This window comes from Pseudomonas sp. R84 (genome assembly GCF_009834515.1).
Lineage (GTDB): Bacteria > Pseudomonadota > Gammaproteobacteria > Pseudomonadales > Pseudomonadaceae > Aquipseudomonas.
On sequence record NZ_CP019426.1, the window covers coordinates 1,292,155 to 1,315,059 of the forward strand.

Annotated in this window: 20 protein-coding genes; 10 read left to right on the forward strand and 10 right to left on the reverse strand. The window is 59.6% G+C overall.

The window, feature by feature from the left end; all coding sequences use genetic code 11:
* Window positions 1-65: 65 nt before the first annotated feature.
* The gene (locus PspR84_RS05740) at window positions 66-251 is read left to right on the forward strand and encodes a hypothetical protein (RefSeq protein WP_007908956.1); all 186 of its coding nucleotides are present in this window, start codon (window positions 66-68) and stop codon (window positions 249-251) included.
* On the opposite strand, the gene PspR84_RS05745 is transcribed toward PspR84_RS05740, so the two are convergent.
* Window positions 248-454, reverse strand: coding sequence for a hypothetical protein (locus PspR84_RS05745; protein ID WP_160056115.1), 207 nt, complete (start codon window positions 452-454; stop codon window positions 248-250). The two genes, PspR84_RS05740 and PspR84_RS05745, sit on opposite strands and share 4 nt — an antisense overlap.
* Window positions 455-537: 83 nt before the next feature.
* Window positions 538-1,044: a Bro-N domain-containing protein gene (locus tag PspR84_RS05750; protein ID WP_160056117.1), complete on the reverse strand. Its 507-nt coding sequence runs from the start codon at window positions 1,042-1,044 to the stop codon at window positions 538-540.
* Window positions 1,045-1,481: 437 nt separating this feature from the next.
* Between PspR84_RS05750 and PspR84_RS05755 the strand changes: the two genes are divergently transcribed.
* Entirely contained in the window at window positions 1,482-1,646 is a 165-nt protein-coding gene (locus PspR84_RS05755) for a hypothetical protein (RefSeq protein ID WP_160056119.1), read from the forward strand.
* Here PspR84_RS05755 and PspR84_RS05760 read toward each other — a convergent pair.
* The 8 genes from PspR84_RS05760 to PspR84_RS05795 form a co-directional block, all read right to left on the reverse strand.
* Window positions 1,643-3,127, reverse strand: a complete 1,485-nt coding sequence (locus PspR84_RS05760) for an amino acid permease (RefSeq protein ID WP_007908950.1) — start codon at window positions 3,125-3,127, stop codon at window positions 1,643-1,645. The two genes, PspR84_RS05755 and PspR84_RS05760, sit on opposite strands and share 4 nt — an antisense overlap.
* Window positions 3,128-3,347: 220 nt before the next feature.
* Entirely contained in the window at window positions 3,348-4,772 is a 1,425-nt protein-coding gene (locus PspR84_RS05765) for a gamma-aminobutyraldehyde dehydrogenase (protein WP_160056121.1), read from the reverse strand.
* Between the two features lie 160 nt (window positions 4,773-4,932).
* Window positions 4,933-5,742 carry an ABC transporter permease gene (locus PspR84_RS05770; RefSeq protein WP_160056123.1) on the reverse strand — a complete coding sequence of 270 codons (810 nt, stop codon included), beginning with the start codon at window positions 5,740-5,742 and terminating at the stop codon, window positions 4,933-4,935.
* Window positions 5,732-6,652 (reverse strand): ABC transporter permease, encoded by a 921-nt coding sequence (locus tag PspR84_RS05775; RefSeq protein ID WP_160060054.1) that lies wholly within the window; start codon window positions 6,650-6,652, stop codon window positions 5,732-5,734. The genes PspR84_RS05770 and PspR84_RS05775 overlap by 11 nt, the downstream gene beginning before the upstream one ends.
* A 16-nt stretch (window positions 6,653-6,668) precedes the next feature.
* Window positions 6,669-7,706 (reverse strand): ABC transporter ATP-binding protein, encoded by a 1,038-nt coding sequence (locus PspR84_RS05780; protein WP_008081594.1) that lies wholly within the window; start codon window positions 7,704-7,706, stop codon window positions 6,669-6,671.
* Window positions 7,707-7,982: 276 nt separating this feature from the next.
* Entirely contained in the window at window positions 7,983-9,134 is a 1,152-nt protein-coding gene (gene ydcS, locus PspR84_RS05785) for a putative ABC transporter substrate-binding protein YdcS (RefSeq protein ID WP_077571276.1), read from the reverse strand.
* 83 nt (window positions 9,135-9,217) lie between these two features.
* Window positions 9,218-10,675: a gamma-aminobutyraldehyde dehydrogenase gene (locus PspR84_RS05790; RefSeq protein WP_160060055.1), complete on the reverse strand. Its 1,458-nt coding sequence runs from the start codon at window positions 10,673-10,675 to the stop codon at window positions 9,218-9,220.
* A gap of 131 nt (window positions 10,676-10,806) precedes the next feature.
* Window positions 10,807-11,721, reverse strand: a complete 915-nt coding sequence (locus PspR84_RS05795) for a LysR family transcriptional regulator (RefSeq protein ID WP_160056125.1) — start codon at window positions 11,719-11,721, stop codon at window positions 10,807-10,809.
* 214 nt (window positions 11,722-11,935) lie between these two features.
* On the opposite strand from PspR84_RS05795, the gene PspR84_RS05800 reads away from it, so the two are divergent.
* From PspR84_RS05800 to PspR84_RS05835, 8 genes are all read left to right on the forward strand, one after another.
* Window positions 11,936-14,293, forward strand: coding sequence for a hypothetical protein (locus PspR84_RS05800; RefSeq protein ID WP_160056127.1), 2,358 nt, complete (start codon window positions 11,936-11,938; stop codon window positions 14,291-14,293).
* Window positions 14,294-14,443: 150 nt separating this feature from the next.
* Window positions 14,444-15,166 carry a tellurite resistance TerB family protein gene (locus PspR84_RS05805; protein ID WP_150775853.1) on the forward strand — a complete coding sequence of 241 codons (723 nt, stop codon included), beginning with the start codon at window positions 14,444-14,446 and terminating at the stop codon, window positions 15,164-15,166.
* A 293-nt stretch (window positions 15,167-15,459) separates the two neighbouring features.
* Complete coding sequence (locus PspR84_RS05810; protein WP_160056129.1) at window positions 15,460-17,082, forward strand: methyl-accepting chemotaxis protein; 1,623 nt, start codon at window positions 15,460-15,462, stop codon at window positions 17,080-17,082.
* Window positions 17,082-17,618, forward strand: coding sequence for a chemotaxis protein CheW (locus tag PspR84_RS05815; protein ID WP_160056131.1), 537 nt, complete (start codon window positions 17,082-17,084; stop codon window positions 17,616-17,618). Before PspR84_RS05810 ends, PspR84_RS05815 begins: the two co-directional genes overlap by 1 nt.
* Window positions 17,615-18,886 carry a CheR family methyltransferase gene (locus tag PspR84_RS05820; RefSeq protein WP_160056133.1) on the forward strand — a complete coding sequence of 424 codons (1,272 nt, stop codon included), beginning with the start codon at window positions 17,615-17,617 and terminating at the stop codon, window positions 18,884-18,886. The genes PspR84_RS05815 and PspR84_RS05820 overlap by 4 nt, the downstream gene beginning before the upstream one ends.
* Window positions 18,883-19,566 (forward strand): chemotaxis protein CheW, encoded by a 684-nt coding sequence (locus PspR84_RS05825; protein WP_095126470.1) that lies wholly within the window; start codon window positions 18,883-18,885, stop codon window positions 19,564-19,566. The genes PspR84_RS05820 and PspR84_RS05825 overlap by 4 nt, the downstream gene beginning before the upstream one ends.
* The gene (locus PspR84_RS05830; RefSeq protein WP_160056135.1) at window positions 19,563-21,851 is read left to right on the forward strand and encodes a hybrid sensor histidine kinase/response regulator; all 2,289 of its coding nucleotides are present in this window, start codon (window positions 19,563-19,565) and stop codon (window positions 21,849-21,851) included. The genes PspR84_RS05825 and PspR84_RS05830 overlap by 4 nt, the downstream gene beginning before the upstream one ends.
* Window positions 21,848-22,858, forward strand: coding sequence for a chemotaxis response regulator protein-glutamate methylesterase (locus PspR84_RS05835; protein WP_160056137.1), 1,011 nt, complete (start codon window positions 21,848-21,850; stop codon window positions 22,856-22,858). The genes PspR84_RS05830 and PspR84_RS05835 overlap by 4 nt, the downstream gene beginning before the upstream one ends.
* The last annotated feature ends 47 nt before the right edge of the window (window positions 22,859-22,905 follow it).

Sequence of the window (22,905 nt, forward strand, 5' to 3'; positions counted from 1 at the left end):
CTGCTGTAAGGGGCAGGGCGATGTGGTGGTTTAGCAATTCTTTGAAGTATTGAAGGACATCGTCCATGGCAAAAATACAAGGGATCACCGACATGTTGGGCATCTTTCCCTGCCTCGGCAGCGGCCGCAAAAGGCGTCGGCTCAGCTCTGACGAAGTAAAACTGGTGGAGCGATATCGGGAGCTTTCGGAGAACGACCGGATTGCGATGCGGTATCTGGTGGATGCGATGCGGAGTGTTTCGCGGTTTTAACGCTGGGGTGGGCACCGTGAAAGCCATTTGGCTTTTACGGTGGCCAGGTCAATCAAATTGCCCGCGTCGGCATCGGTGATGCCGACGTGAATGGCTTTCTGAAGCTCGGCATTGTCGTTTAGTTTCAGGTAAGAGATCGCAAAGCTTTCATCACAGGGAATGACTTCCTCAATCTGAGGAGGTTTGAGAAAAGTTCTACTCATCTGAATCAACTCGCTAGAGGGGACGCGCTAAACCTGTGGCGAGGGAGCTAGCTTCCTCGCCACAGGTTTTTTGTTTATGAGCCTTAGCTGCAAGTGCTCAGAACCGGAGACGGCCGCTGGCCGCGCATCAACTCCGGCACATCCCGCCATTTGACCCACGCCTGCTGTTGCCAGTGCAGCAGCGGCACGGTAACGCCTGCCCAATGCATTGAGCTCAAGCTCGGGTGGTTTTCCACAGGGCTTGATTGGGTTTCGCGCAGCATCGGGATGACTTCATGGCTCAGCCATTGTCGCAGGTGTCGGTTTTCCGGGACGAAGTGATGGACGAGCAGGGCGAACAGGCCAGACTCGCTGACCATCGCGCAATCGATGATTTCGCCGTCCCGACGCAGAAGGACATGGCGACGCTGATCGGGATCGAGTTTCAGGGTGAGGCGTTCGTTCAGGGGGTAACCCATCAAGCGACCGAGATCTTGCACGCAGAACCAGGCTTCGTGGTCTTGCATGAAGGCGTGGAGGAAGCGGTTGTGGCGGGTGAAGGCGGTGGGGGTGAAGTGCGTTGAAGGTGGATTCTGGATTTGCGTAGACATGTAGTGACTTCCGTTTCGAGTTGGAAAGTCGCCACCAATTCTTCGAAAAATTGGGTGGCGAGCCGAGTGGCGTTCGAAGTCGGGTTACTTCCTGTCGAAACGGTAAAGCCGGAAGGCCCGCGCCACACGGCCCGCCATAAAGCAGAACTGAAGTTGTGAAAAAGCCGCAGTTCAATGGAGGGCATGCAAGCACCGTTTTGACAGTTTCCGGCTTCGACCCCGGATCGCTGAATTAACAGCGACGGGATAAAGCCTATCGGTCAGGCGCTTGCGGCGACAAGTCTACCCTTTCGCCACACATCGTAGGAAATGGGGCTTTTTCAGGCAGGTTGTGTCTGTAGGAAATTCCTGTTTTTTTAGATTCCGCTGCTAAACCATCCCTGCACCGAAGATTTTCCTTTATGAGTTAGCAATCGGGAAAAGGGAGAAGCAATTCTGTGAGCAAAGATGAAGCGAAGGGTAAAAAGAGAAAGGTGATCGATCTGGATCGCTTCGAAGCTGTTAGAGGTAAAGCCGATATCAAATGGCGTACTGATGAATTGATGACAGTGCTTCGAGGAGACCCCGGAATCAAATCTCGATTCCGGGGTGATTCTTCTTAGCGACTCACCTTCCAAGCATCCCCAGCCGGCGCCTTCCCATGGTCATACGGCTTGCCAATCCACATATAAACCAGCCCCAAACCAATCACGATGGCCGTGCTCAATACCATCGCATAGTTCACGTACCACGCGGCATCCGGCGTACGTGGCCAGGCCATGTTGATGATTGCGCCAACGCCATACACCAGCGCGCCGATGTTCACCGGCCAGCCCCAGGCGCCGAGGGTGAATTTGCCGCTGGGTTTCCAGCCTTTGCTACGGGCGTACAGCGCGGCCAGGACGATCATCTGGAACGCGAGGTAGATGCCGATGGCGGCGAAGCTGACGATGGTGGCCACGGCGTCTTGCAGGAAGAAGCCAAGGGCGATGATCAGTGCCGGCAGGACGCCAGACACGAACAGTGCGGCAACCGGTACTTGGGTGGTAGGAGAAATCTTTTTCAGCAGTCGGCTGCCGATGACCATTTCGTCCCGAGCGTAGGAGTACAGCAGACGACTAGCCGCGGCCTGTAGGCTGATGACGCAGGAGATGAAGGAAATCATCACCACGCCCATCACCACTTTCGAACCGACCGGGCCGAAGGCATTGTTGAGGATGGTGGTGACCGGGTCTTTGTCGGTGCCGTTGATCACGGCTTGCATGTCCGGCACGGCGAGGATCAGCGCCAGGCAGGCGAACATCGCCGCGATGCCGCCGATGTAGATGGTCATGCGCATGGCCACCGGGATTTTCGCGCTCGGGTTCGGGGTTTCTTCGGCGACGTCGCCGCAGGCCTCGAAGCCGTAGTAGAGGAACATCCCCGCCAGCGATGCGGTGAGGAACGCCGGCAGGTAAGAGCCATCGACGCTGATGTCGAAGGTGTTGAACAGCACGCTCAGCGGTTGATGGCGTTCGAACACCAGCAGGTAAACGCCGACGATCACTGCGCCAACCAGTTCGCAGAGGAAGCCGAACATGGCGATGCGCGCCAGCACTTTGGTGCCGCTGAGGTTGACCAGTGTGGCGAACAGGGTCAGCACCAGGGCGATGACGATGTTGGTGTTGTTGCTTGGCTCGAAACCGAGCATGGCAGCCAGGTACGGGCCAGCGCCGACGGCAACGGCAGCGATGGTGACGCAGAGGGCGATGGAGTAGATCCAGCCGACCATCCATGCCCATTTTTTACCGACCAATCGGCGTGCCCAAGGGTAAACACCGCCGGAAATCGGGAACTGCGAAACCACTTCGCCGAAGATCAGGCACACCAGCAATTGGCCGCAACCGACCAGCAAGTAGGCCCAGAACATCGGTGGCCCGCCGGCGGCGAGGCACAGGCCGAAGAGGGTATAAACCCCTACGACCGGTGACAGATAAGTGAAGCCCAAAGCGAAGTTTTCCCACAGGCTCATGCTGCGGTTGAAGTTGGAGGTGTAGCCCAGTTTGCGCAGTTGTTCGGCATCGCTGTCGGCAACGGCTGTGGCGAGATCGGGTGAGGAACTCATGTGTGTTTTGCTCCGTGGAATCGGCAGATTTCGGATGGCCGAGGCCGTGGCGGGGCCATGCAGGCGCCGCCCGGTTCGGTGGTTATTGTTTTGGGATCCTGGTGGTGCGTGATCCGGGTTCTTCCTGACACCGGGGTGACGCCTTCGCGAGCAGGCTCGCTCCCACATTTGGAATACTTACCCCTGTGGGAGCGAGCCTGCTCGCGAAGCTTTTAAAGGCTTAGTGCTTGAACATCACATGCCGAACCGTGGTGTAGTCCTCCAGCCCATACATGGACATGTCCTTCCCGTAACCGGACAATTTCTGACCGCCATGGGGCATTTCGCTGACGAGCATGAAGTGCGTGTTCACCCACGTGCAGCCGTACTGCAAACGCGCCGACATGCGATGCGCGCGTCCTACATCCGCTGTCCACACCGAGGACGCGAGTCCGTAGTCCGAATCGTTGGCCCATTCCAGTGCCTGCGCTTCATCGGTGAACTTGGTCACGGAAACCACCGGCCCAAACACTTCGCGGCGGACGATCTCGTCGTCCTGCTGGGCATCGGCCAGCACGGTCGGTTCAAAGAAGAAGCCGTTACCGTCAACAGCCTTGCCACCAGTGATCAAACGAATGTGTGACTGCGCCACAGCACGCTCGACAAACCCGGCAACACGGTCACGATGTTGCGCGGTGATCAAAGGCCCCAGCTCGGTCGACGGATCATCCTGCAAGCCGTATTTGATTGTGCTCACCGCCGCGCCGAGCTTCTCGACAAACTTGTCGTAGATGCCTTGCTGCGCATAGATCCGGCACGCGGCAGTGCAATCCTGCCCGGCGTTGTAGAAACCGAAGGTACGAATACCTTCCACCGCCGCATCGATATCGGCGTCGTCGAAGATGATCACCGGCGCCTTGCCGCCCAACTCCATGTGCATACGTTTGATGCTGTCGGCGGTGCTGGAAATGATGTTGGCACCCGTGGCGATGGAGCCGGTCAGCGAAACCATGCGCACTTTCGGATGGGTAACCAACGGACTGCCAACGGTAGGACCGCGACCAAATACCAGATTGAGTACACCAGCCGGGAAGATTTCCGACGCCAGTTCGACCAGACGCAACGCGGTCAGCGGCGTTTGTTCCGACGGCTTGAGCACCACGGTATTACCCGCGGCCAGCGCCGGGGCGATTTTCCAGGCGACCATCATCAGCGGGTAGTTCCACGGCGCGATGGAGGCAATCACGCCGACCGGGTCGCGGCGGATCATTGAGGTGTGGCCGGGCAAGTATTCGCCGGCGGCCGAACCGCTCATGCAACGGCTGGCGCCGGCGAAGAAACGGAACACGTCGGCAATCGCCGGAATCTCGTCGTTGAGCGCGGCGCTGTAGGGTTTGCCGCAATTGGCGGATTCCAGTTTGGCCAGTTCTTCGCCGTGGACCTCGATGGCGTCGGCGAGTTTGAGTAGCAGCAGCGAACGGTCTTTCGGTGCGGTTTGCGACCAATCGGCGAAGGCGTTATCGGCGGCGCGCACGGCGGCGTCGACTTGGGCTTCGCTGGCTTCGTTGATTTCTACCAGGACTTCGCCGCGCGCCGGGTTAAGCACCGGTTGCGCCGGGCCTTCGCCGTTGACCAGTTGGCCGTTGATCAAGAGTTTGGTTTGCATGTCTGTTGTCCTCACTAACGCTTTTATTGTTCTGCCGAAACCGAACCCATGTAGGAGCTGCCGAAGGCTGCGATCTTTTGATGTTGCTTTGAAGATCAAGATCAAAAGATCGCAGCCTTCGGCAGCTCCTACACGGGATTCGGTTTTTTCAGTTATTCGGTTATTTACCGCCGCTACCAGCGACGCTCTCGCCACCACGCGTCAGGTAATACGCGCCGAGAATCGGCAACATGGTCACCATCATCACCAGCATGGCGACGACGTTGGTCACCGGCACATCCCGTGGCCGGCTCAGTTGATTGAGCAGCCACAACGGCAACGTGCGCTCATGCCCGGCGGTAAACGTGGTGACGATGATTTCGTCGAACGACAGCGCAAACGCCAACATGCCGCCGGCCAGCAACGCCGAGCCGAGGTTGGGCAGGATGATGTAGCGAAAGGTCTGCCAGCCATCGGCGCCGAGGTCCATCGAGGCCTCGATCAAGCTGTGTGAAGTACGGCGCAGGCGGGCGATAACATTGTTGTAGACGATCACCACGCAGAAGGTCGCGTGGCCGACGATGATGGTGAACATCCCCGGTTCGATCCCCAGCGTCTTGAACGTCGCCAGCAGTGCGATCCCGGTGATGATTCCCGGCAGCGCAATCGGCAGAATCAGCATCAGCGAAATGCCCTGCTTGCCGAAGAAATCGCGGCGGTATAGCGCTGCCGAAGCCAGCGTGCCAAGCACCATCGCAATCAACGTGGCGATGGCCGCGATCTGCAAGGAAAGCTTGATCGCCTCCAGAACATCCGGCCGCGAAAACGCCACGCTGAACCAGTGCAAGGTGAAGCCCTTCGGCGGAAAGCTGAACGCGGCTTCCTCGGTGTTGAAGGCGTACAAGAAGATGATCAGGATCGGAAAGTGCAGAAACACCAACCCGCCCCAGGCTGCGATTTTCAACCCAATTGAAGCCCTTTCAGAGCGCATCGAAAGCCCCCAGGCGTTTGACGATGGACAGGTAAACCGCAATCAACACAATCGGCACCAGCGTGAACGCCGCCGCCATCGGCATATTGCCAATCGCACCTTGCTGCGCGTACACCATGCTGCCGACAAAGTAGCCCGGCGGCCCGACCAGTTGCGGCACGATGAAGTCGCCCAAGGTCAGCGAAAACGTGAAGATCGAACCGGCGGCGATGCCCGGAATCGACAGCGGCAAAATCACCTGCATAAAGGTCTGACGCGGCTTCGCACCAAGGTCAGCGGAGGCCTGCAACAGCGACGGCGGCAGACGTTCCAGCGACGCCTGAATCGGCAGAATCATGAACGGCAGCCAGATATAAACAAGCACCATGAATCGCCCCAGATGCGAGGTCGACAAAGTGCTGCCACCCACCCCGGGAATCCCCAGAATGAACTGCAACACCGGCTCCAGCCCCAGGTGCTGCACGAACCACTGCGCCACGCCGCCCTTGGCCAGCAGCAACGTCCACGCATAGGCCTTGACGATGTAACTGGCCCACATCGGCATCATCACCGCGATGTAGAAAAACGCCTTGGTCTTGCCCGTGGTGTAGCGCGCCATGTAGTAGGCGATCGGGAACGCGACGATGGCGCTGGCGATCGACACGACGATGGCCATGCTCAGCGTGCGCAGGATGATGTCGAAGTTCGACGGCTGAAACAGCGCGGCGAAATTGGCCAGCGTCAGGTCAGGGGTGACCGCCATGGTGAAGTCGTCGAAGGTGTAGAAACCCTGCCACAACAGCACCAGCAGCGAGCCGAGATAAATCGCGCCAAACCACAGCAGCGGCGGTACCAGCAGCATCGACAGATACAGGTTCGGCTTGCGGTAAAGCAGGTTGGAAAACCGGCGCAACGGCGGCGATGCAGTCATCGTGAGCATGCTCATGTCACACCCCGCTCGTCACGGTGTCGTGCAACGGGATCATCGCTTCCCGCGCCCAACGTGCGCTTAGGCGTTGGCCAGTCTGGTGTTGTGCGCTGCTGTCGATCCACTGATTGTTGGCGTGGCTGATGCTCAAGGTCTGGCCGTTTTCCAGCTTCAATTCATAGCGCGTGGCGCTGCCCTGATACTGAATGTCGTGGAGTAATCCGCTGACTTCGATTTCGTGGCTGGCCAGCGGGCCTTCGGCGAAACGCACGTGTTCCGGGCGAATCGAAAACGGTTGCGGATGACCGCTGATTTCACGTGCCAGATCACCACGAATCACGTTCGAGGTGCCGACGAATTCGGCGACAAATGTGGTGGTCGGTTTCATGTACAGATTGCGCGGTGTGTCGACCTGTTCGATGCGACCCTTGTTGAATACGGCAACGCGATCGGACATCGACAGCGCTTCGGTTTGATCGTGAGTGACGAAGATGAAGGTGATGCCGAGCTGGCGTTGCAGCTTCTTTAATTCACTTTGCATTTGTTCGCGCAATTTCAAATCGAGCGCGCCCAAAGGCTCATCGAGCAACAGCACGCGGGGACGATTGACCAAGGCGCGGGCGAGGGCGACACGCTGGCGCTGACCACCGGACAATTGCACAGGTTTGCGGGCGCCGTAACCGCCGAGGGCGACCATGTCCAAGGCTTCTTCGGCGCGTTTGTGCCGTTCGGTCTTGCCGACGCCTTTGACCTTCAAGCCGTAGGCGACGTTGTCGAGCACGTTCATGTGCGGGAACAGCGCGTAATCCTGAAACACCGTGTTGACGTCACGTTGATACGGCGGCAACCCGGCCGCCTCGGCGCCATGGATGCGGATTGAGCCAGCACTCGGTTGTTCGAACCCGGCGATCAGGCGCAGGCAGGTGGTTTTGCCCGAGCCGGAAGGGCCGAGCATGGAAAAGAACTCGCCGTCCTCGATATCGATGGAAACCCGGTCAACGGCCTTCACCTCGCCGAACTGCCGGGAAACGTTGGTGAACTGGACTGCAAGCGTCATGGTGCGGTGCTCCAAAAAGGCGAGGGCCGTCGCAGCGGCCCAGCCTGGACTTCTGAAAAATCTGAATCGTTTACGGTTTGCTTGGCTTACACATTCGGCGGACGAGATGCGATCTGCTTTTAGCGCCCTCTCCCTCCGGGAGAGGGCTGGGGGTGAGGGTGGCTTATTGGCCGTTGCTCTGAAGTCAAAGGCAAGGTCAAAAGCTACCCCCTCACCCCAACCCTCTCCCCCAGGGGGGCGAGGGGGAAAGGGAGCAGGCCGCGTCGTTATTGAGAGCTAGCGGCCGCCCATGATCGCGATGTAGTCCTGCGTCCAGCGGCTATACGGCACAAATTTGCCACCTTCAGCCTGCGGAGTTTTCCAGAAGGCGATCTTGTTGAACTGGTCGAAGCCGTTGGTCTTGCAACCTTCAGCGCCGAGCAATTCGCTCTCCTTGCACGCCGCTGGCACCGCTGGCAACGAACCAAACCACGCCGCTACATCACCCTGGACTTTCGGTTTCAGCGACCAGTCCATCCACTTGTAAGCGCAATTCGGATGCTTGGCCTCGGCGTGCAACATGGTGGTGTCGGCCCAGCCCGTAGCGCCTTCTTTCGGAATGGTCGAAGCAATCGGCTGCTTCTCGTTCATCAAACCGTTGACCTGATACGGCCACGCGCTCGACGCCACCACGCCTTCGTTTTTGAAGTCGCTCATCTGCACCGTGGTGTCATGCCAGTAGCGGTGGATCAGCGGCTGCTGCGCGCGCAACAGGTCGAGCACGGCTTTGTACTGATCTTCGGTCAGTTGATACGGATCCTTGATGCCCAGTTCAGGCTTGGTCGATTTCAGATAGAGCGCCGCGTCGGCGATATAAATCGGGCCGTCATACGCCTGCACGCGGCCCTTGTTCGGCTTGCCGTCGGGCAGATCCTGAGCGGCGAACACCACGTTCCAACTGCTCGGCGCGGTCTTGAACACGTTGGTGTTGTACATCAGCACGTTCGGGCCCCACTGGTACGGGGTGCCGTAAGTCTGCTGGTTGACCACGTACCACGGCGCGTCTTTGAGGCGCGGGTCGAGGGTGTTCCAGTTCGGGATCAACGCGGTGTTGATCGGTTGCACACGCTTGCCGACGATCAACCGCAGCGACGCATCGCCCGACGCGGTGACCAGGTCGTAACCGCCCTTGGCCATCAGGCTGACCATTTCGTCCGAGGTGGCGGCGGTCTTCACATTGACCTTGCAGCCGGTTTCTTTTTCGAAACCGGTCACCCAGTCGTAGGCTTTGTCGCTCTCGCCACGTTCGATGTAACCCGGCCACGCAACGATATCCAGCTGACCTTCGCCAGCACCGACAGCCTTTAACGGCTCGGCCGCTTGCAGGCTGGCACTGGCCAGCAGGGCCGTGGTGATTGCACTGAGCAGTGCGGTCTTGTGCACGAACATGGTTGAACCCTCTTCTTTAAATTATGGTCGGGGCAGTTGTGAACGCGGTGAAGCATGCCGTTAACGGCTTGTTATTAGCGTAGTCAGAGATGCTGGCCGTGGCGGGCCATGATGTGCCGCACCACGCTGTAGTCCTGCAGCGAATCACTGGATAAGTCTTTGCCGTAACCGGAGCGTTTCAGCCCGCCGTGGGGCATTTCGCTGACCAGCATGAAATGGCTGTTGATCCACGTGCAGCCGTACTGCAGGCGCGCGGCGACTTGCATCGCCTTGTCCAGGTTCTGTGTCCAGACCGACGAGGCAAGGCCGTATTCGGAGTCGTTGGCCCAGTCGACGGCCTGCGCGAGTTCGTCGAAACGGGTCACGGTGACTACCGGGCCGAACACTTCGCGCTGGACGATTTCGTCGCTCTGTTTGCAACCGGCGAGCAGCGTCGGCTGATAGTAGAAACCGGCGCCGGAATGCACCGCCGCACCGGTCACGCGTTCGATGTGCGGCTGACCGAGGGCGCGCTCGACGAAACTGGCCACGCGGTCGCGCTGGCGGGTGCTGATCAGCGGGCCGATCTCGTTGTCGGCGTCACGCTTGCCGGCGAAACGCAGGCTGCTGACGGCGGCGCCAAGTTCGGCGACCAATTTGTCGTGAATCCCGGCCTGCGCGTAGATCCGGCATGCGGCGGTGCAGTCCTGCCCGGCGTTGTAGTAACCGTAAGTGCGCACGCCATCGACCACGGCCTGGATGTCGGCGTCGTTGCAGACGATTACCGGGGCTTTACCGCCGAGTTCTAGGTGCGTGCGTTTCAGGGTTTTCGCGGCGGCCTGGAGGATTTTCTGTCCGGTGACGATATCGCCGGTCAGCGAGACCATTCGCACTTTCGCGTGGCCGACCAAATGGCTGCCGACGCCTTCGCCGCCACCGCAGATGATGTTGATCACCCCGCGCGGGAGGATTTCGGCCAGCGCCGGCGCCAGGGCGAGGATCGACAGCGGCGTGTGTTCGGAGGGCTTGAACACCAGCGTGTTGCCGGCGGCGAGGGCCGGGGCGATTTTCCACGCGGCCATCATGATCGGGTAGTTCCACGGCGCAATCGAAGCGACCACGCCAATCGGATCGCGCCGCACCATGCTGGTGTAGCCCGGCAGGTATTCGCCGCTGAGCTGACCGGTCTGGCACCGCACGGCGCCAGCGAAGAAACGGAACACATCGACGGTCGCGGTCAAATCGTCCTGACGCGCCAGGTGCAACGGCTTGCCGCAGTTCAGCGATTCGAGGCGGGCGAGGTGGTCGGCGTGTTTTTCCACGGCGTTGGCGATGTCGAGCAACAGATTCGAGCGTTGCTGCGGCGTGGTGCGCGACCATTCGGCAAAGGCGCGGTGGGCGGCGAGGATGGCGGCTTCGACTTGCTCGGTGCTCGCCTCGGCGATGTGCGTGAGGATTTCACCGTTGGCCGGGTTGAGAATAGGCTCGACGAAACCTTCCCCAGCGACCAATTCGCCATCGATCAACAACGCGGTACACATCGGGGTCTGCGCGCCAGCCATTTTCCGCGATCTCTTTTCTTGTGTGGCCATTGTTGCTCCCTGATATCGGGAGCCGGCCGTCTTATAGATGCAGCAAGACTAGTGCGCGGCTCCGAGGTCGACAAATTCTAAATACTGAAGGCAGCGTTCGATTAAATAGATGGCTTGCGTCCGCCGTGGGGTTGTTCGCGGGCCACGGTCAGGAAGGGGTCGACCAATGCGGGGCGCGCGGTGCCACGGCGCCAGGCCAGACCGACGTCGAGGGTCTGGTTGAGGTCGGCGATGGGCCGCGCTTCGATGATGTCGCCCTCCAGTGACCACGGGCGATAAGTCATGTCCGGCTGAATCGACACGCCCAATCCGGCGGCGACCAGACTTCGCACGGCTTCGGTGGAGGCTGTTCTCAGGGTTATTTTTGGTTGCAGCCCGGAACCGCGCCAGAAACGCTGGGCATTGCGATCCATTTCATCGACGTTGAGTTGAATCAACGGTTCGCGGGCGACGTCGGCGAGGTTGATGCTGTCGTGGTCCAGCAGTGGATGCTGGGCTGGAAGCCATAAACGGTGCGGCGAGTGGGTCAGCACTTCTGTCTGCAATGCGTGACGGTCTTCGAGGTTGGAGAGGATCAATACGCCGACATCGATCTCGCCGCTGACCAGCAAATGCTCGATGTAGGGGCGTTCGTCTTCCATCACGCGGATCTCGACGTTGGGGTAGGCGCGTTGGAACCGCGTGAGCAAATCCGCGAGGTAATAACCGGCAACCAGACTGGTCACACCCACGATCAACTGCCCGGCAACCTGATCAGTGCTCTGCTGAAGGCTGCGTTTGGCATTGTCCACGGTCGCCAGAATCAGGTGTGCCTGGCGTAGGAACTGATGACCTTGGTGCGTAAGAGTCATACCTTTGGCGTGACGGCTGAACAGGCTGACGCCGATTTCCTCTTCCAATTGCTGGATCGCTAGAGTCAGGGTCGATTGGGATATGAATGCGGTTTGCGCGGCGGCGGAGATCGAGCCGGTTTCGGCCACGGCAATGAAATGACGGATCTGGCGCAGGGTCATCATGACGGGAATACCCGATGGGCGATTTAATCGATGGCTCGGACTGTATATCTTTTTAGTCGATGGATCGATTTCCGAAAATGACTCGCCGGTTTGCTCTTGCCATTCGTCGGGAAAGGGTCTCGACCTGTAATTTCTGACAGTTGTCCATCTGGCCCTTATCGCGCTCACTGATTGCAGAGATTTCTGGCGTTCAATTTGCGATAAGGAGATTCACATGGACACGGTCCCCACCGGGCAGTCTGATAGCTCAGAACCGGTAGCTCCGACTTGTTTGCCACAAAGTGATGAGCTGATGTCAGGTGTCATGGAGGTGGACAATCAGGTGCTGGCGTTGAGTCCACCTGATCTGCCAGAAGCCACACGACCGGTCAAAGGCGCGCATTTGGGTGTTCCATTGCGCATCTATGATTTGGCGCCGGAAGGCGCAAAAGTCGTCTTCGATCCGTATCTGAACCAGCGACGGGGCGATACGGTGTTTTTGAATCTGAATGGTCAACCCGGCATCGACAGTGTGCAGACGCTCGCCGAAGACGATGCTGTAACACTGCACATTCCTCATAAGTTACTGCTTCCCGATGTGGTTAACCGGATCACCTGTACCGTGAAGCGGGGCAGTGAAAACAAGGGCACCTCCGAGCCACCGCTGGAGGTGCTATACAACAAGGTCCGTCCCGGTAATCAAGACACCACTCCGGGAGACGGAGCACATTCGGAACTTGAATTGATTCTGTCCGACGCCTGGCGCAACGGCGTTGGCCCGGACTTTCCTGCCGCCGGTGCCCAAGTCTGCGTGTCATACCCGTATTGCCGTGCTTTTGACCGCATTCGATTGAACCTCAACGGCCATGATGTTTACCACGATGTCACAGAGGAAGAGGTGCCAGATCCGTGGTCCAGTGATCCCGTCAAGGTCTGTTTCAGCGTCACCCGCGCAGACTTGGATAAGGCCGGGGATCACCCGAAATTCAACATCTCTTATACGGTTACCGATCAGTTGGGTAACAATCCCGATCCGGACTCACTCTGGTCGGCTGTGCAAACCATTGATGTGGATTTGGCGGGTAGTCGATTGCCCAAGGCTTTGTTGCGCGAAATCCTTGATGGTCCCGACGATGACCCGGATATCGAACTTGAGAAGCTCGGTGCAAATGATTTGCTGATCGTTGTACTCACCAGTGATCCGCGTTTCCTGTTTGGCGATTTGATCTTTGCCACCTTCACCGCAAGAGTCACAGGCAACCCGGACGTTATCGTTACGGCCACGGGCACCGTCGGCAAAGACCAGTTCGGGCAGAAGCAACCGAGCATTTTAAAGATCGAGAACAAGAGCGTTATCGCTGGTAGTGACGTGTCGGTGACCTACACACTTATCAGAGAGGGCGCCTCGGTCGGCAACTCGGCAGTCACCACTGCCAAAGTAAAGGGCGAGGGGTTGCCAGCGTTGCTTGCACCGCAGCTGCTCAAATCGGTCAAACGAGTTCTCGACCCACTGGACTCTGCCAATCTGCAAGGTGCTACGGGTCGGGTCGAAATCGTCGGTTATCTTCCGCGCCGGGACGAAAAATTCCTCCTCATCGTTAATGGCGCCGCGGGAGCGGGATCTCCAACCTTCGAGCCCAAGTCGCTGAATTCCAACAGTCGGGCCAACTTTCAACTCGATAGCGCATTCATTGCGGCGAATCTCGGCAAGCGGGTGGAGCTCAGTTTTGTACACCTGCGCGGTGACAAGCCGATTCAGACTTCGCCAATACTTGCGGCCACTATCGGGCCCATTACGGACTACCATCCTGACCTGCCGAGTCCGATTATCGGTGATGCGCATGGTGGCGATCTGGACGTCACGCAACTGCACGCGCAAACGCTTCTGGATGTCAGGCAGTGGCCCCATCAGGTCAAAAACCAACTGGTTTCGTTTATCTACAGCGGGACAGACCGAGAGGGTAAAGCGACGAGTTTCGAGGATAAGGGGATTCTCGCTCCAGCTTCAGGGCTGAGCCGTTCAATACCATTGGACTGGCTTTTCACGCTGCATGACTCAAGCCAGCTAAGAATCGGTATGAGCGTGAATTATTCGGGCAGCCCCGATGGCAAGCAGGTCGTGAAGTTTCCGGAGAGGATCTATACGGTCAAGACATTGTTGGTCGAGAACTTTGATAATGAGCTTTCGCGGAAGATCTTCCGAGCTAATGAAATTCTCGTGACGCCGGTTCTTACCTTCAAACTGTTAACGACTGTAGTTCACCAGCCAAATCCGGCTGTGTACACACATGCTGAAATAGGTACTGGTGTACCCGGAAAACAGCTTCATTGGTATGTATTGGCGCAAGAGAAGGCAGAACTTACGTTCGTTCGAGCATGCCAAAAGGTGAGCTTTCAGTTCTACGGAAACCAATCTACAGCTGCTTATGGCGAAGTTCATTTTTATGACAACGACGGCCGCTCTCTCGGACAAGTCAGACTTGATAGGCCATACAGAGTTATTGAATTTTCAGGGTTGAATATCAAGAGATTGGAGCTTGTCGCACGAGGTAACGTTGCCTGGGTGTTTGACGATTTTGTTCTGATGCCTTGATGACTGAACACAGTGGGTGGGCTTCTTCAATTTATGGCGCACAAGGAAGAGCAGCAATATCTGGAAGCACACTCACTGGCAGGTCGTGGGCACTTTCGAACTAGGCTGAAGGCCTTATAGAGCCGGATACCCCTAGTTTGGAGGCGTGACATGAACACCCGTGGATTGCTCGATCAGCTACTCAAATCGGGCCAGGATCTTTTGCAGAACAAGGCTGGCGGAGCGCAGAACAAAACGGCTGGCGGTGGCTTGGGCGGTTTGCTCGGCGGCGCGTCTGGCTCCGGTGGCCTCGGCAGTCTGCTGTCAGGTGCGGGTGGCGGTGCATTGGCGGCTGGCGCGATGGGACTGCTGCTTGGTAACAAGAAAGTGCGCAAGGTCGGCGGCAAAGTTGCGATCTACGGCGGGCTCGCAGCGCTTGGCGTACTGGCCTACAAAGCCTACGGCAACTACAACGCCCAGAAAGGCACCGCACCGCAAACCGAACCGCAAACCCTCGACCGCTTGCCACCGGCGCAAGCCGAGCAACACAGTCAGGCCATCCTCAAAGCCTTGGTCGCTGCCGCCAAAGCTGACGGCCATATCGATGACCGCGAACGTCAACTGATCGAGGGCGAATTCACCAAGCTCGACAACGATCAGGAGCTGCAGCACTGGCTGCACGCCGAACTCAACAAACCCCTCGACCCGACCGACGTCGCCCGGGCCGCGAGCACGCCGGAGATGGCAGCGGAGATGTACATCGCCAGTGTGATGTTGGTGGATGAGGAGAACTTCATGGAGAAAAGCTATCTGGATGAACTGGCGCGGCAGTTGAAGCTGGAGCCGGGGTTGAAGGTGGAGTTGGAGAAGCAGGTGCGCATCGCATCGGCGTAAACCCGGCTGACCCCCTTCGCGAGCAAGCTCGCTCCCACAGGGTATTGCGTTCCAATGTGGGAGCGAGCTTGCTCGCGAAGGCATTTTCCGCCGCACAGCGACGGCAATGACCATTCCATCGCCTCTTTTTGCCATTACCCCACTGGCACGCCCACCCGCAATTGTCGGACAGTCCCAGCCCAGAGCCCTCCCGCGACCAAGGCGGACAGGCCCGAGGGTTACAAAGCGTCTTATAAATGAAACACCGCCCTCGGCTATACTCCCCGCATTTCGACTAGGCACGAGGAATCACTGTGAAGAACTGGACGTTGCGCCAACGCATTTTGGCGAGCTTTGCGGTGATTATCGCCATCATGTTGCTGATGGTCGTCGTTTCGTATTCGCGACTGTTGAAGATCGAGGCCAGTGAAAACAGCGTGCGTGATGACGCGATTCCCGGCGTCTATTACAGCTCGATGATCCGTGGCGCCTGGGTCGATAGTTACATGCAGACGCAAGAACTGCTCGGACTCAAGGAAGGTCAGGGGGTTTCCAGCGAGGACGCGGCCGACTACAAGGCTTTCGAGGCGCGTTTGCAGGAGCAGATGGGGAACTATCGCAAGACCATGGCAACCGAGGAGGATCGTGTCGAGTTTGCCGCGTTCGAGAAGTACCACGACGCCTACCTCCAGATTCAGGATGCCGTGCTGGACTTGCACAAGCGCAACCTGGAAGCGGATGCGGTGAAGATGTTCCACGAAAAGCTCACACCCGCCTGGTATTCCGGGCGCATGAAGCTCAATGACATCATCGGCGAAAACAAGAGAGTCGCCGACCAGGCCATGAACAATATCGACGATGCCGTGGCCGCAGCCAAAGTCAGCATGTTCATTTCCCTGTTGGTCGCCGTCCTGGCCGCCGGCCTGTGCGGTCTGTTGTTGATGCGCGCAATCATGGCGCCGATGAACCGCATTGTGCAGATCCTCGACACCATGCGCACCGGTGACCTCAGTTCGCGCCTGAACCTTGAGCGCAAGGACGAGTTCGGCGCCGTCGAAACCGGCTTCAACGACATGATGACCGAGCTGACTGCACTGGTTTCACAAGCCCAGCGCTCCTCGGTGCAGGTGACCACCTCGGTGACTGAAATTGCCGCCACCTCCAAGCAACAGCAAGCCACCGCTACCGAAACCGCAGCGACCACCACCGAAATCGGCGCAACGTCCCGTGAGATCGCCGCCACGTCGCGCGATCTGGTGCGCACCATGACCGAAGTCTCCACCGCTGCCGATCAGGCCTCGGTGCTGGCCGGCTCAGGCCAGCAAGGCTTGGCGCGGATGGAAGACACCATGCACTCGGTAATGGGCGCGGCCGATCTGGTCAATGCCAAACTGGCGATCCTTAACGAGAAGGCCGGCAACATCAACCAAGTGGTGGTGACCATCGTCAAGGTTGCCGACCAGACCAACCTGCTGTCGCTCAACGCGGCAATCGAAGCCGAGAAGGCCGGTGAATACGGCCGCGGTTTTGCCGTGGTCGCCACCGAGGTGCGACGTCTGGCGGATCAGACCGCTGTCGCCACTTACGATATCGAGCAAATGGTTCGCGAGATCCAGTCGGCGGTGTCGGCAGGTGTGATGGGCATGGACAAGTTCTCCGAAGAAGTGCGCCGTGGCATGTCCGAAGTGCAGCAGGTCGGCGAGCAACTGTCGCAGATCATCCATCAGGTGCAGGCACTGGCGCCGCGGGTGTTGATGGTCAACGAAGGCATGCAGGCGCAGGCCACCGGCGCCGAGCAGATCAACCACGCGCTGGTGCAGTTGGGCGATGCCAGCAGCCAGACCGTCGAGTCGCTGCGTCAGGCCAGTTTCGCCATCGACGAACTGAGCCAGGTGGCCGTCGGGCTGCGCAGCGGCGTTTCGCGATTCAAAGTCTGATGAGCGAAATCATCGCCAAACGCGGCGCCGCGCAGGTGGCGAAGCCGGCATTGTTCCTGCTGTTTCGTATCGGCAGCGAGCGTTACGCCCTGCGCGCCACCGAAGTCGCGGAAGTGTTGCCGCGCCTGCCGCTCAAGCCGATCGCGCGGGCACCGCAATGGGTCGCCGGGGTGTTTGCCTATCGCGGTGCTGTGGTGCCGGTGATCGATCTCAGCGCATTGACCTTTGGCCATCCTGCCGAGGCGCGCACCAGCACCCGTCTGGTATTGGTCAATTATCGGCCGGATGAAACGCAACCCGCGCAATGGCTCGGACTGATTCTCGAACAAGCCACCGACACCCTGCGTTGCCATCCGCACGAGTTTCAGCCTTACGGCCTCGACAACCGCGAGGCGCCTTACCTCGGCCCGGTTCGCGAAGATGCCCAGGGATTGGTGCAATGGGTGCGGGTCAATGACTTGCTCGATGACGCGGTGCGCGCCTTGCTATTCCCCGATCCGCCGCTGAGTCCGGCGCAGCTTGAGGCGCCGGCATGAGCAGCGATCAGCGCTTTTTCGACTTTCTCAAGGAACGCATCGGCCTCGATGTGACCTCGGTGGGGCCGGCGATCATTGAGCGTGCAGTGCGCCAGCGGACAACACTTTCGCAAGCGGCGCATGCCGATGAGTATTGGCTGTTGCTGCAAGGCTCGCGGGAAGAACAGCAAGCGCTGATCGAGGCGGTGATCGTCCCGGAAACCTGGTTTTTCCGCTATCCGGAATCCTTCGCGACGCTGGGCAAACTGGCGCGTAAACGTCTTGGCGAACTGAACAATATGCGTGCTTTGCGCATCCTCAGCCTGCCATGTTCCACCGGCGAAGAACCCTATTCGATTGCCATGGCCTTGCTCGATGCCGGGCTCAAACCGCATCAGTTCAAGGTCGATGGCATGGACGTCAGCCCGCTGTCGGTGGAGAAGGCCCGGCGCGCGCTGTACGGCAAGAATTCGTTTCGCGGCCAGGAACTGGACTTTCGCGAACGGCACTTCACGCCGGAGCAGGACGGCCATCGGGTCAATGACGACGTGCGTGAGCAGGTGCGTTTGCAGGTCGGCAATGTGCTCGATCCGACGCTGCTGGTCAGCGAGCCGGCGTTCGATTTCGTGTTCTGCCGCAATCTGCTGATCTATTTCGATCAGCCGACGCAAAAACTGGTGTTCGAGGTGCTCAAGCGCCTGACGCATTTTGATGGCGTGCTGTTTATCGGCCCGGCCGAGGGCAGTTTGCTCGGACGTTTGGGCATGCGTTCGATCGGTATCCCGCAATCCTTCGCGTTCAGTCGCCATAGCGATCCGCACCCCGAGCCGTTGCCAACGCCCAAGCCCATCGTGGTGCCGGTCAGCCAACCGCCTCGCAGCACGCAGCCAGCACCGGTGCGCACTCGACCGTTTGCCGCCGTAACGCCACTGCCGACCGCCAGCAAAAGTGCCAACCCGGACGCGGCGACCCTGCTGGCCAACATCGCTGCATTGGCCAACGAAGGCAAAAGTGCCGAGGCCCGTGCTGCCTGCGAACAGTATTTGCGCAGCCACGAACCGGTGGCCCAGGTGTTTTACTGGCTCGGCTTGCTCAGCGATGTCGCCGGCCTGACCCTAGAAGCTCAGGGTTTCTACCGCAAAGCGTTGTACCTCGAACCGCAACATCCCGAAGCGTTGATGCACCTGGCCGCGCTGCTGCAGGCTCAGGGCGATACAACGGGTGCCAGACGATTGCAGGAACGCGCCGCTCGCAGCGGCCGCACTGCCGACAGTGAGCGTAAACGATGATTCCGTCCGACACCTTGAACGTCACCCACGAAGACGCCCGGGCCATCGACGATTGCTGGAACCGCATCGGCATTCATGGCGACAAGTCCTGTCCGCTGCTCGAAGACCACATTCATTGCCGCAATTGTTCGGTGTATTCCGCCGCCGCCACGCGCCTGCTCGACCGTTATGCGTTGCAGCAGGACGAACGCGACCCGGTGGCGATCGCTGTGGAAAGCGACGTGAAAACCCGCTCGCTACTGATGTTCCGGCTCGGTGAAGAATGGCTGGGGCTGGCGACGCGCAGTCTCGTCGAAGTCGCGCCACTGCAGGCGATTCACTCGTTGCCGCACCAGCGCTCACGCGCATTGCTCGGTGTGGCCAATGTGCGCGGCGCGTTGGTGGCGTGCCTGTCGCTGGTTGAGTTGCTCGATCTGGATGGCAACGCCGCGCCAGCCACCGGCGCGCGCATCATGCCGCGCATGCTGATCATCGCCGCCCATGGCGGGCCGGTGGTGGTGCCGGTGGATGAGGTCGACGGTATTCATGCCATCGACGAGCGCATTCTTGATGCAGCCTCGCAGTCCGGCGTGCAAGCCAGTGCCAAATACACCCGTGGTGTTCTGCAGTATCGCGGTCGTAGCCTGCGTTGGCTGGATGAAGAACAGCTGCTGTCCGCCGTGACCCGGAGCCTCACATGACCCCCGAGCAAATGCGCGACGCCTCGCTGCTTGAGCTGTTCAGCCTCGAAGCCGAAGCCCAGACCCAAGTGCTCAGCGCGGGATTGCTGGCCCTGGAGCGCAACCCGACCCAGGCCGATCAACTGGAATCGTGCATGCGCGCGGCGCATTCGCTCAAAGGCGCGGCGCGAATTGTTGGCATCGACAGCGGCGTCAGCGTCGCCCATGTCATGGAAGATTGCCTGGTCAGCGCGCAGGAAGGGCGCTTGTTGCTGCGGCCCGAACATATCGATGCGCTGTTGCAGGGCACCGATTTGCTGATGCGCATCGCTACACCGGCCAATGCGCCGCAGCCGAGCGATATTGAAACTTATGTGGCGTTGATGGCGGGTTTGCTCGATCCGTCGACGCCGCTGGCAGCGTTCGTTGCGCCGCCGATGGCCGAGTTGCAACTTGAAGCGCCGCCCGTATTTGAACTGACGCCAGCGCCGATCATCGAAGCCCCGGTCGAAACCTCTGAACCGGCGCCACGCAAAAGCAAACGCACCACCGAAGGTGGCGAGCGGGTGCTGCGGGTCACCGCTGAACGGCTGAACAGTTTGCTCGATCTATCGAGCAAGTCGCTGGTGGAAACCCAGCGCCTCAAACCGCATCTGGCGACCATGCAGCGCCTCAAACGCATGCAGAACAACGGCTTGCGTGCGCTGGAAAATCTCAACGTGCACCTCAAGGAACACGCGCTGAGCCTTGAAGCGCTCGAAGCCTTGGAAGACGCGCGGCGTTTGCTCGCCGAATCCCAGCAACTGCTGAGCGAGAAAAACGCCGAACTCGACGAATTCGCCTGGCAGGCCAGCCAGCGCGCGCAAGTGCTCTACGACACGGCGTTGGCCTGTCGTATGCGGCCCTTCGCCGACGTCCTCACCGGTCAAGTGCGCATGGTCCGTGATCTGGGCCGCAGCCTTGGCAAACAGGTACGGCTGGAGATCGAGGGCGAAAAAACCCAGGTCGACCGTGATGTGCTGGAAAAGCTCGAAGCGCCGCTGACGCATTTGCTGCGCAATGCCGTCGATCACGGCATCGAAACCCCGGAGCAACGTTTGCTCAAGGGCAAACCCGAAGAAGGCCTGATCCGCCTGCGGGCTTCACATCAGGCCGGACTGCTGGTTCTGGAATTGAGCGATGACGGCAACGGCGTCGATCTGGAAAAGGTTCGTCGCAGCATCATCGAACGGCAGTTATCCCCAGCGGAAACCGCCGCGCAGTTGAGCGAAGAGGAACTGCTGACCTTCCTGTTCCTGCCCGGCTTCAGCCTGCGCGACACCGTCACTGAAGTGTCTGGGCGCGGCGTCGGCCTCGATGCTGTTCAACACATGGTTCGCCAGTTGCGCGGTGCCGTGGTGCTGGAGCAGGCAGCGGGCGAGGGCAGTCGCTTCCATCTGGAAGTGCCGCTGACCTTGTCGGTGGTGCGCAGCCTCGTCGTGGAAGTCGGCGAAGAGGCCTACGCGTTCCCACTGGCGCACATCGAGCGCATGTGCGATCTGGCCCCGGAAGACATCGTGCAGGTCGAGGGCCGTCAGCATTTCTGGCATGAAGACCAGCACGTCGGGTTGGTTGCTGCCAGTCAGTTGCTTAACCGTCCGGCCAGTCAGAGCAGCGGCGAAACCCTCAAAGTTGTGGTGATCCGTGAGCGCGATGCGATTTATGGCGTTGCCGTGGAGCGCTTCATTGGCGAGCGCACCCTGGTGGTGTTGCCACTCGATGAGCGGCTGGGCAAAGTGCAAGACATCTCCGCCGGAGCTTTGCTCGACGACGGCTCGGTGGTGCTGATCGTCGATGTCGAAGACATGCTGCGGTCGGTGGATAAACTGCTCAATACCGGACGCTTGGAACGCATCGCCCGCCACGGCAATCAGGCTGCTGAGGCAGCGCGTAAACGGGTGTTGGTGGTCGACGACTCGCTGACGGTGCGCGAGCTGCAACGCAAGCTGCTGCTCAATCGCGGCTACGACGTCGCGGTGGCGGTGGACGGCATGGACGGTTGGAACGCGCTGCGTTCGGAGGACTTCGATTTGCTGATCACCGACATCGACATGCCGCGCATGGACGGCATTGAACTGGTCACGTTGCTGCGTCGCGACAACCGTCTGCAGTCGCTGCCGGTAATGGTCGTGTCGTACAAGGATCGTGAAGAGGATCGCCGCCGTGGCCTGGACGCCGGGGCGGACTATTATTTAGCCAAAGCCAGTTTTCATGACGACGCCCTGCTCGACGCAGTGGTCGAGCTGATCGGAGGAGCGCGGGCATGAAGATCGCAATCGTCAACGACATGCCCATGGCGGTGGAGGCACTGCGCCGGGCGTTGGCCTTCGAGCCGGCGCATCAGGTGGTCTGGGTCGCCCGCAACGGCGCCGAGGCGGTGCAACTGTGCGCCGAAAACACCCCGGATCTGATCCTCATGGATCTGATCATGCCGGTGATGGACGGCGTCGAAGCCACCCGCCGGATCATGGCCGAAACCCCGTGTGCCATTGTCATTGTGACCGTCGACCGCCAGCAGAACGTGCACCGGGTCTTCGAAGCCATGGGCCACGGCGCGCTGGATGTGGTCGATACACCGGCACTCGGTGCTGGCGACGCTCGGGACGCCGCCGCGCCACTGTTGCGCAAGATCCTCAACATCGGCTGGCTGATTGGCGACAAAGCGCCGCGCTCACGTCCCGCGCCGACGCCTCCGCGCAGTTCGGGTTCGCGCCAGCGATTGGTGGCGATCGGCTCATCGGCAGGTGGGCCGGCGGCGCTGGAGGTGTTGCTCAAAGGCTTGCCGAAGGATTTCTCGGCGGCGATTGTGCTGGTGCAGCACGTCGATCAGGTATTCGCCGCCGGCATGGCAGAGTGGCTGGCCAGCGCCAGCGGCCTCGATGTACGACTGGCCCGTGAAGGCGAACCGCCGCAGGCTGGCGCCGTACTGCTGGCCGGCACCAACCACCATATTCGCTTGTTGAAAAACGGTACGCTGGCCTACACCGCCGAGCCGGTCAACGAGATCTACCGTCCCTCGATCGACGTGTTTTTCGAAAGTGTCGCCAGTTATTGGACTGGCGACGCTGTCGGGGTTTTATTGACCGGGATGGGACGCGACGGCGCGCAAGGGCTTAAGCTCATGCGCCAACAGGGCTACTTGACCATCGCGCAGGATCAGCAAAGCAGTGCGGTGTACGGCATGCCCAAAGCCGCTGCGGCCATTGATGCCGCCGTAGAAATACGTCCGCTGGAAAGAATAGCGCCGCGATTGCAGGAGGTTTTCCCCAAATGATCAGGTCAATCCGCAATCCTGGCCTCCGCAGTACTCAGGTGACCGCC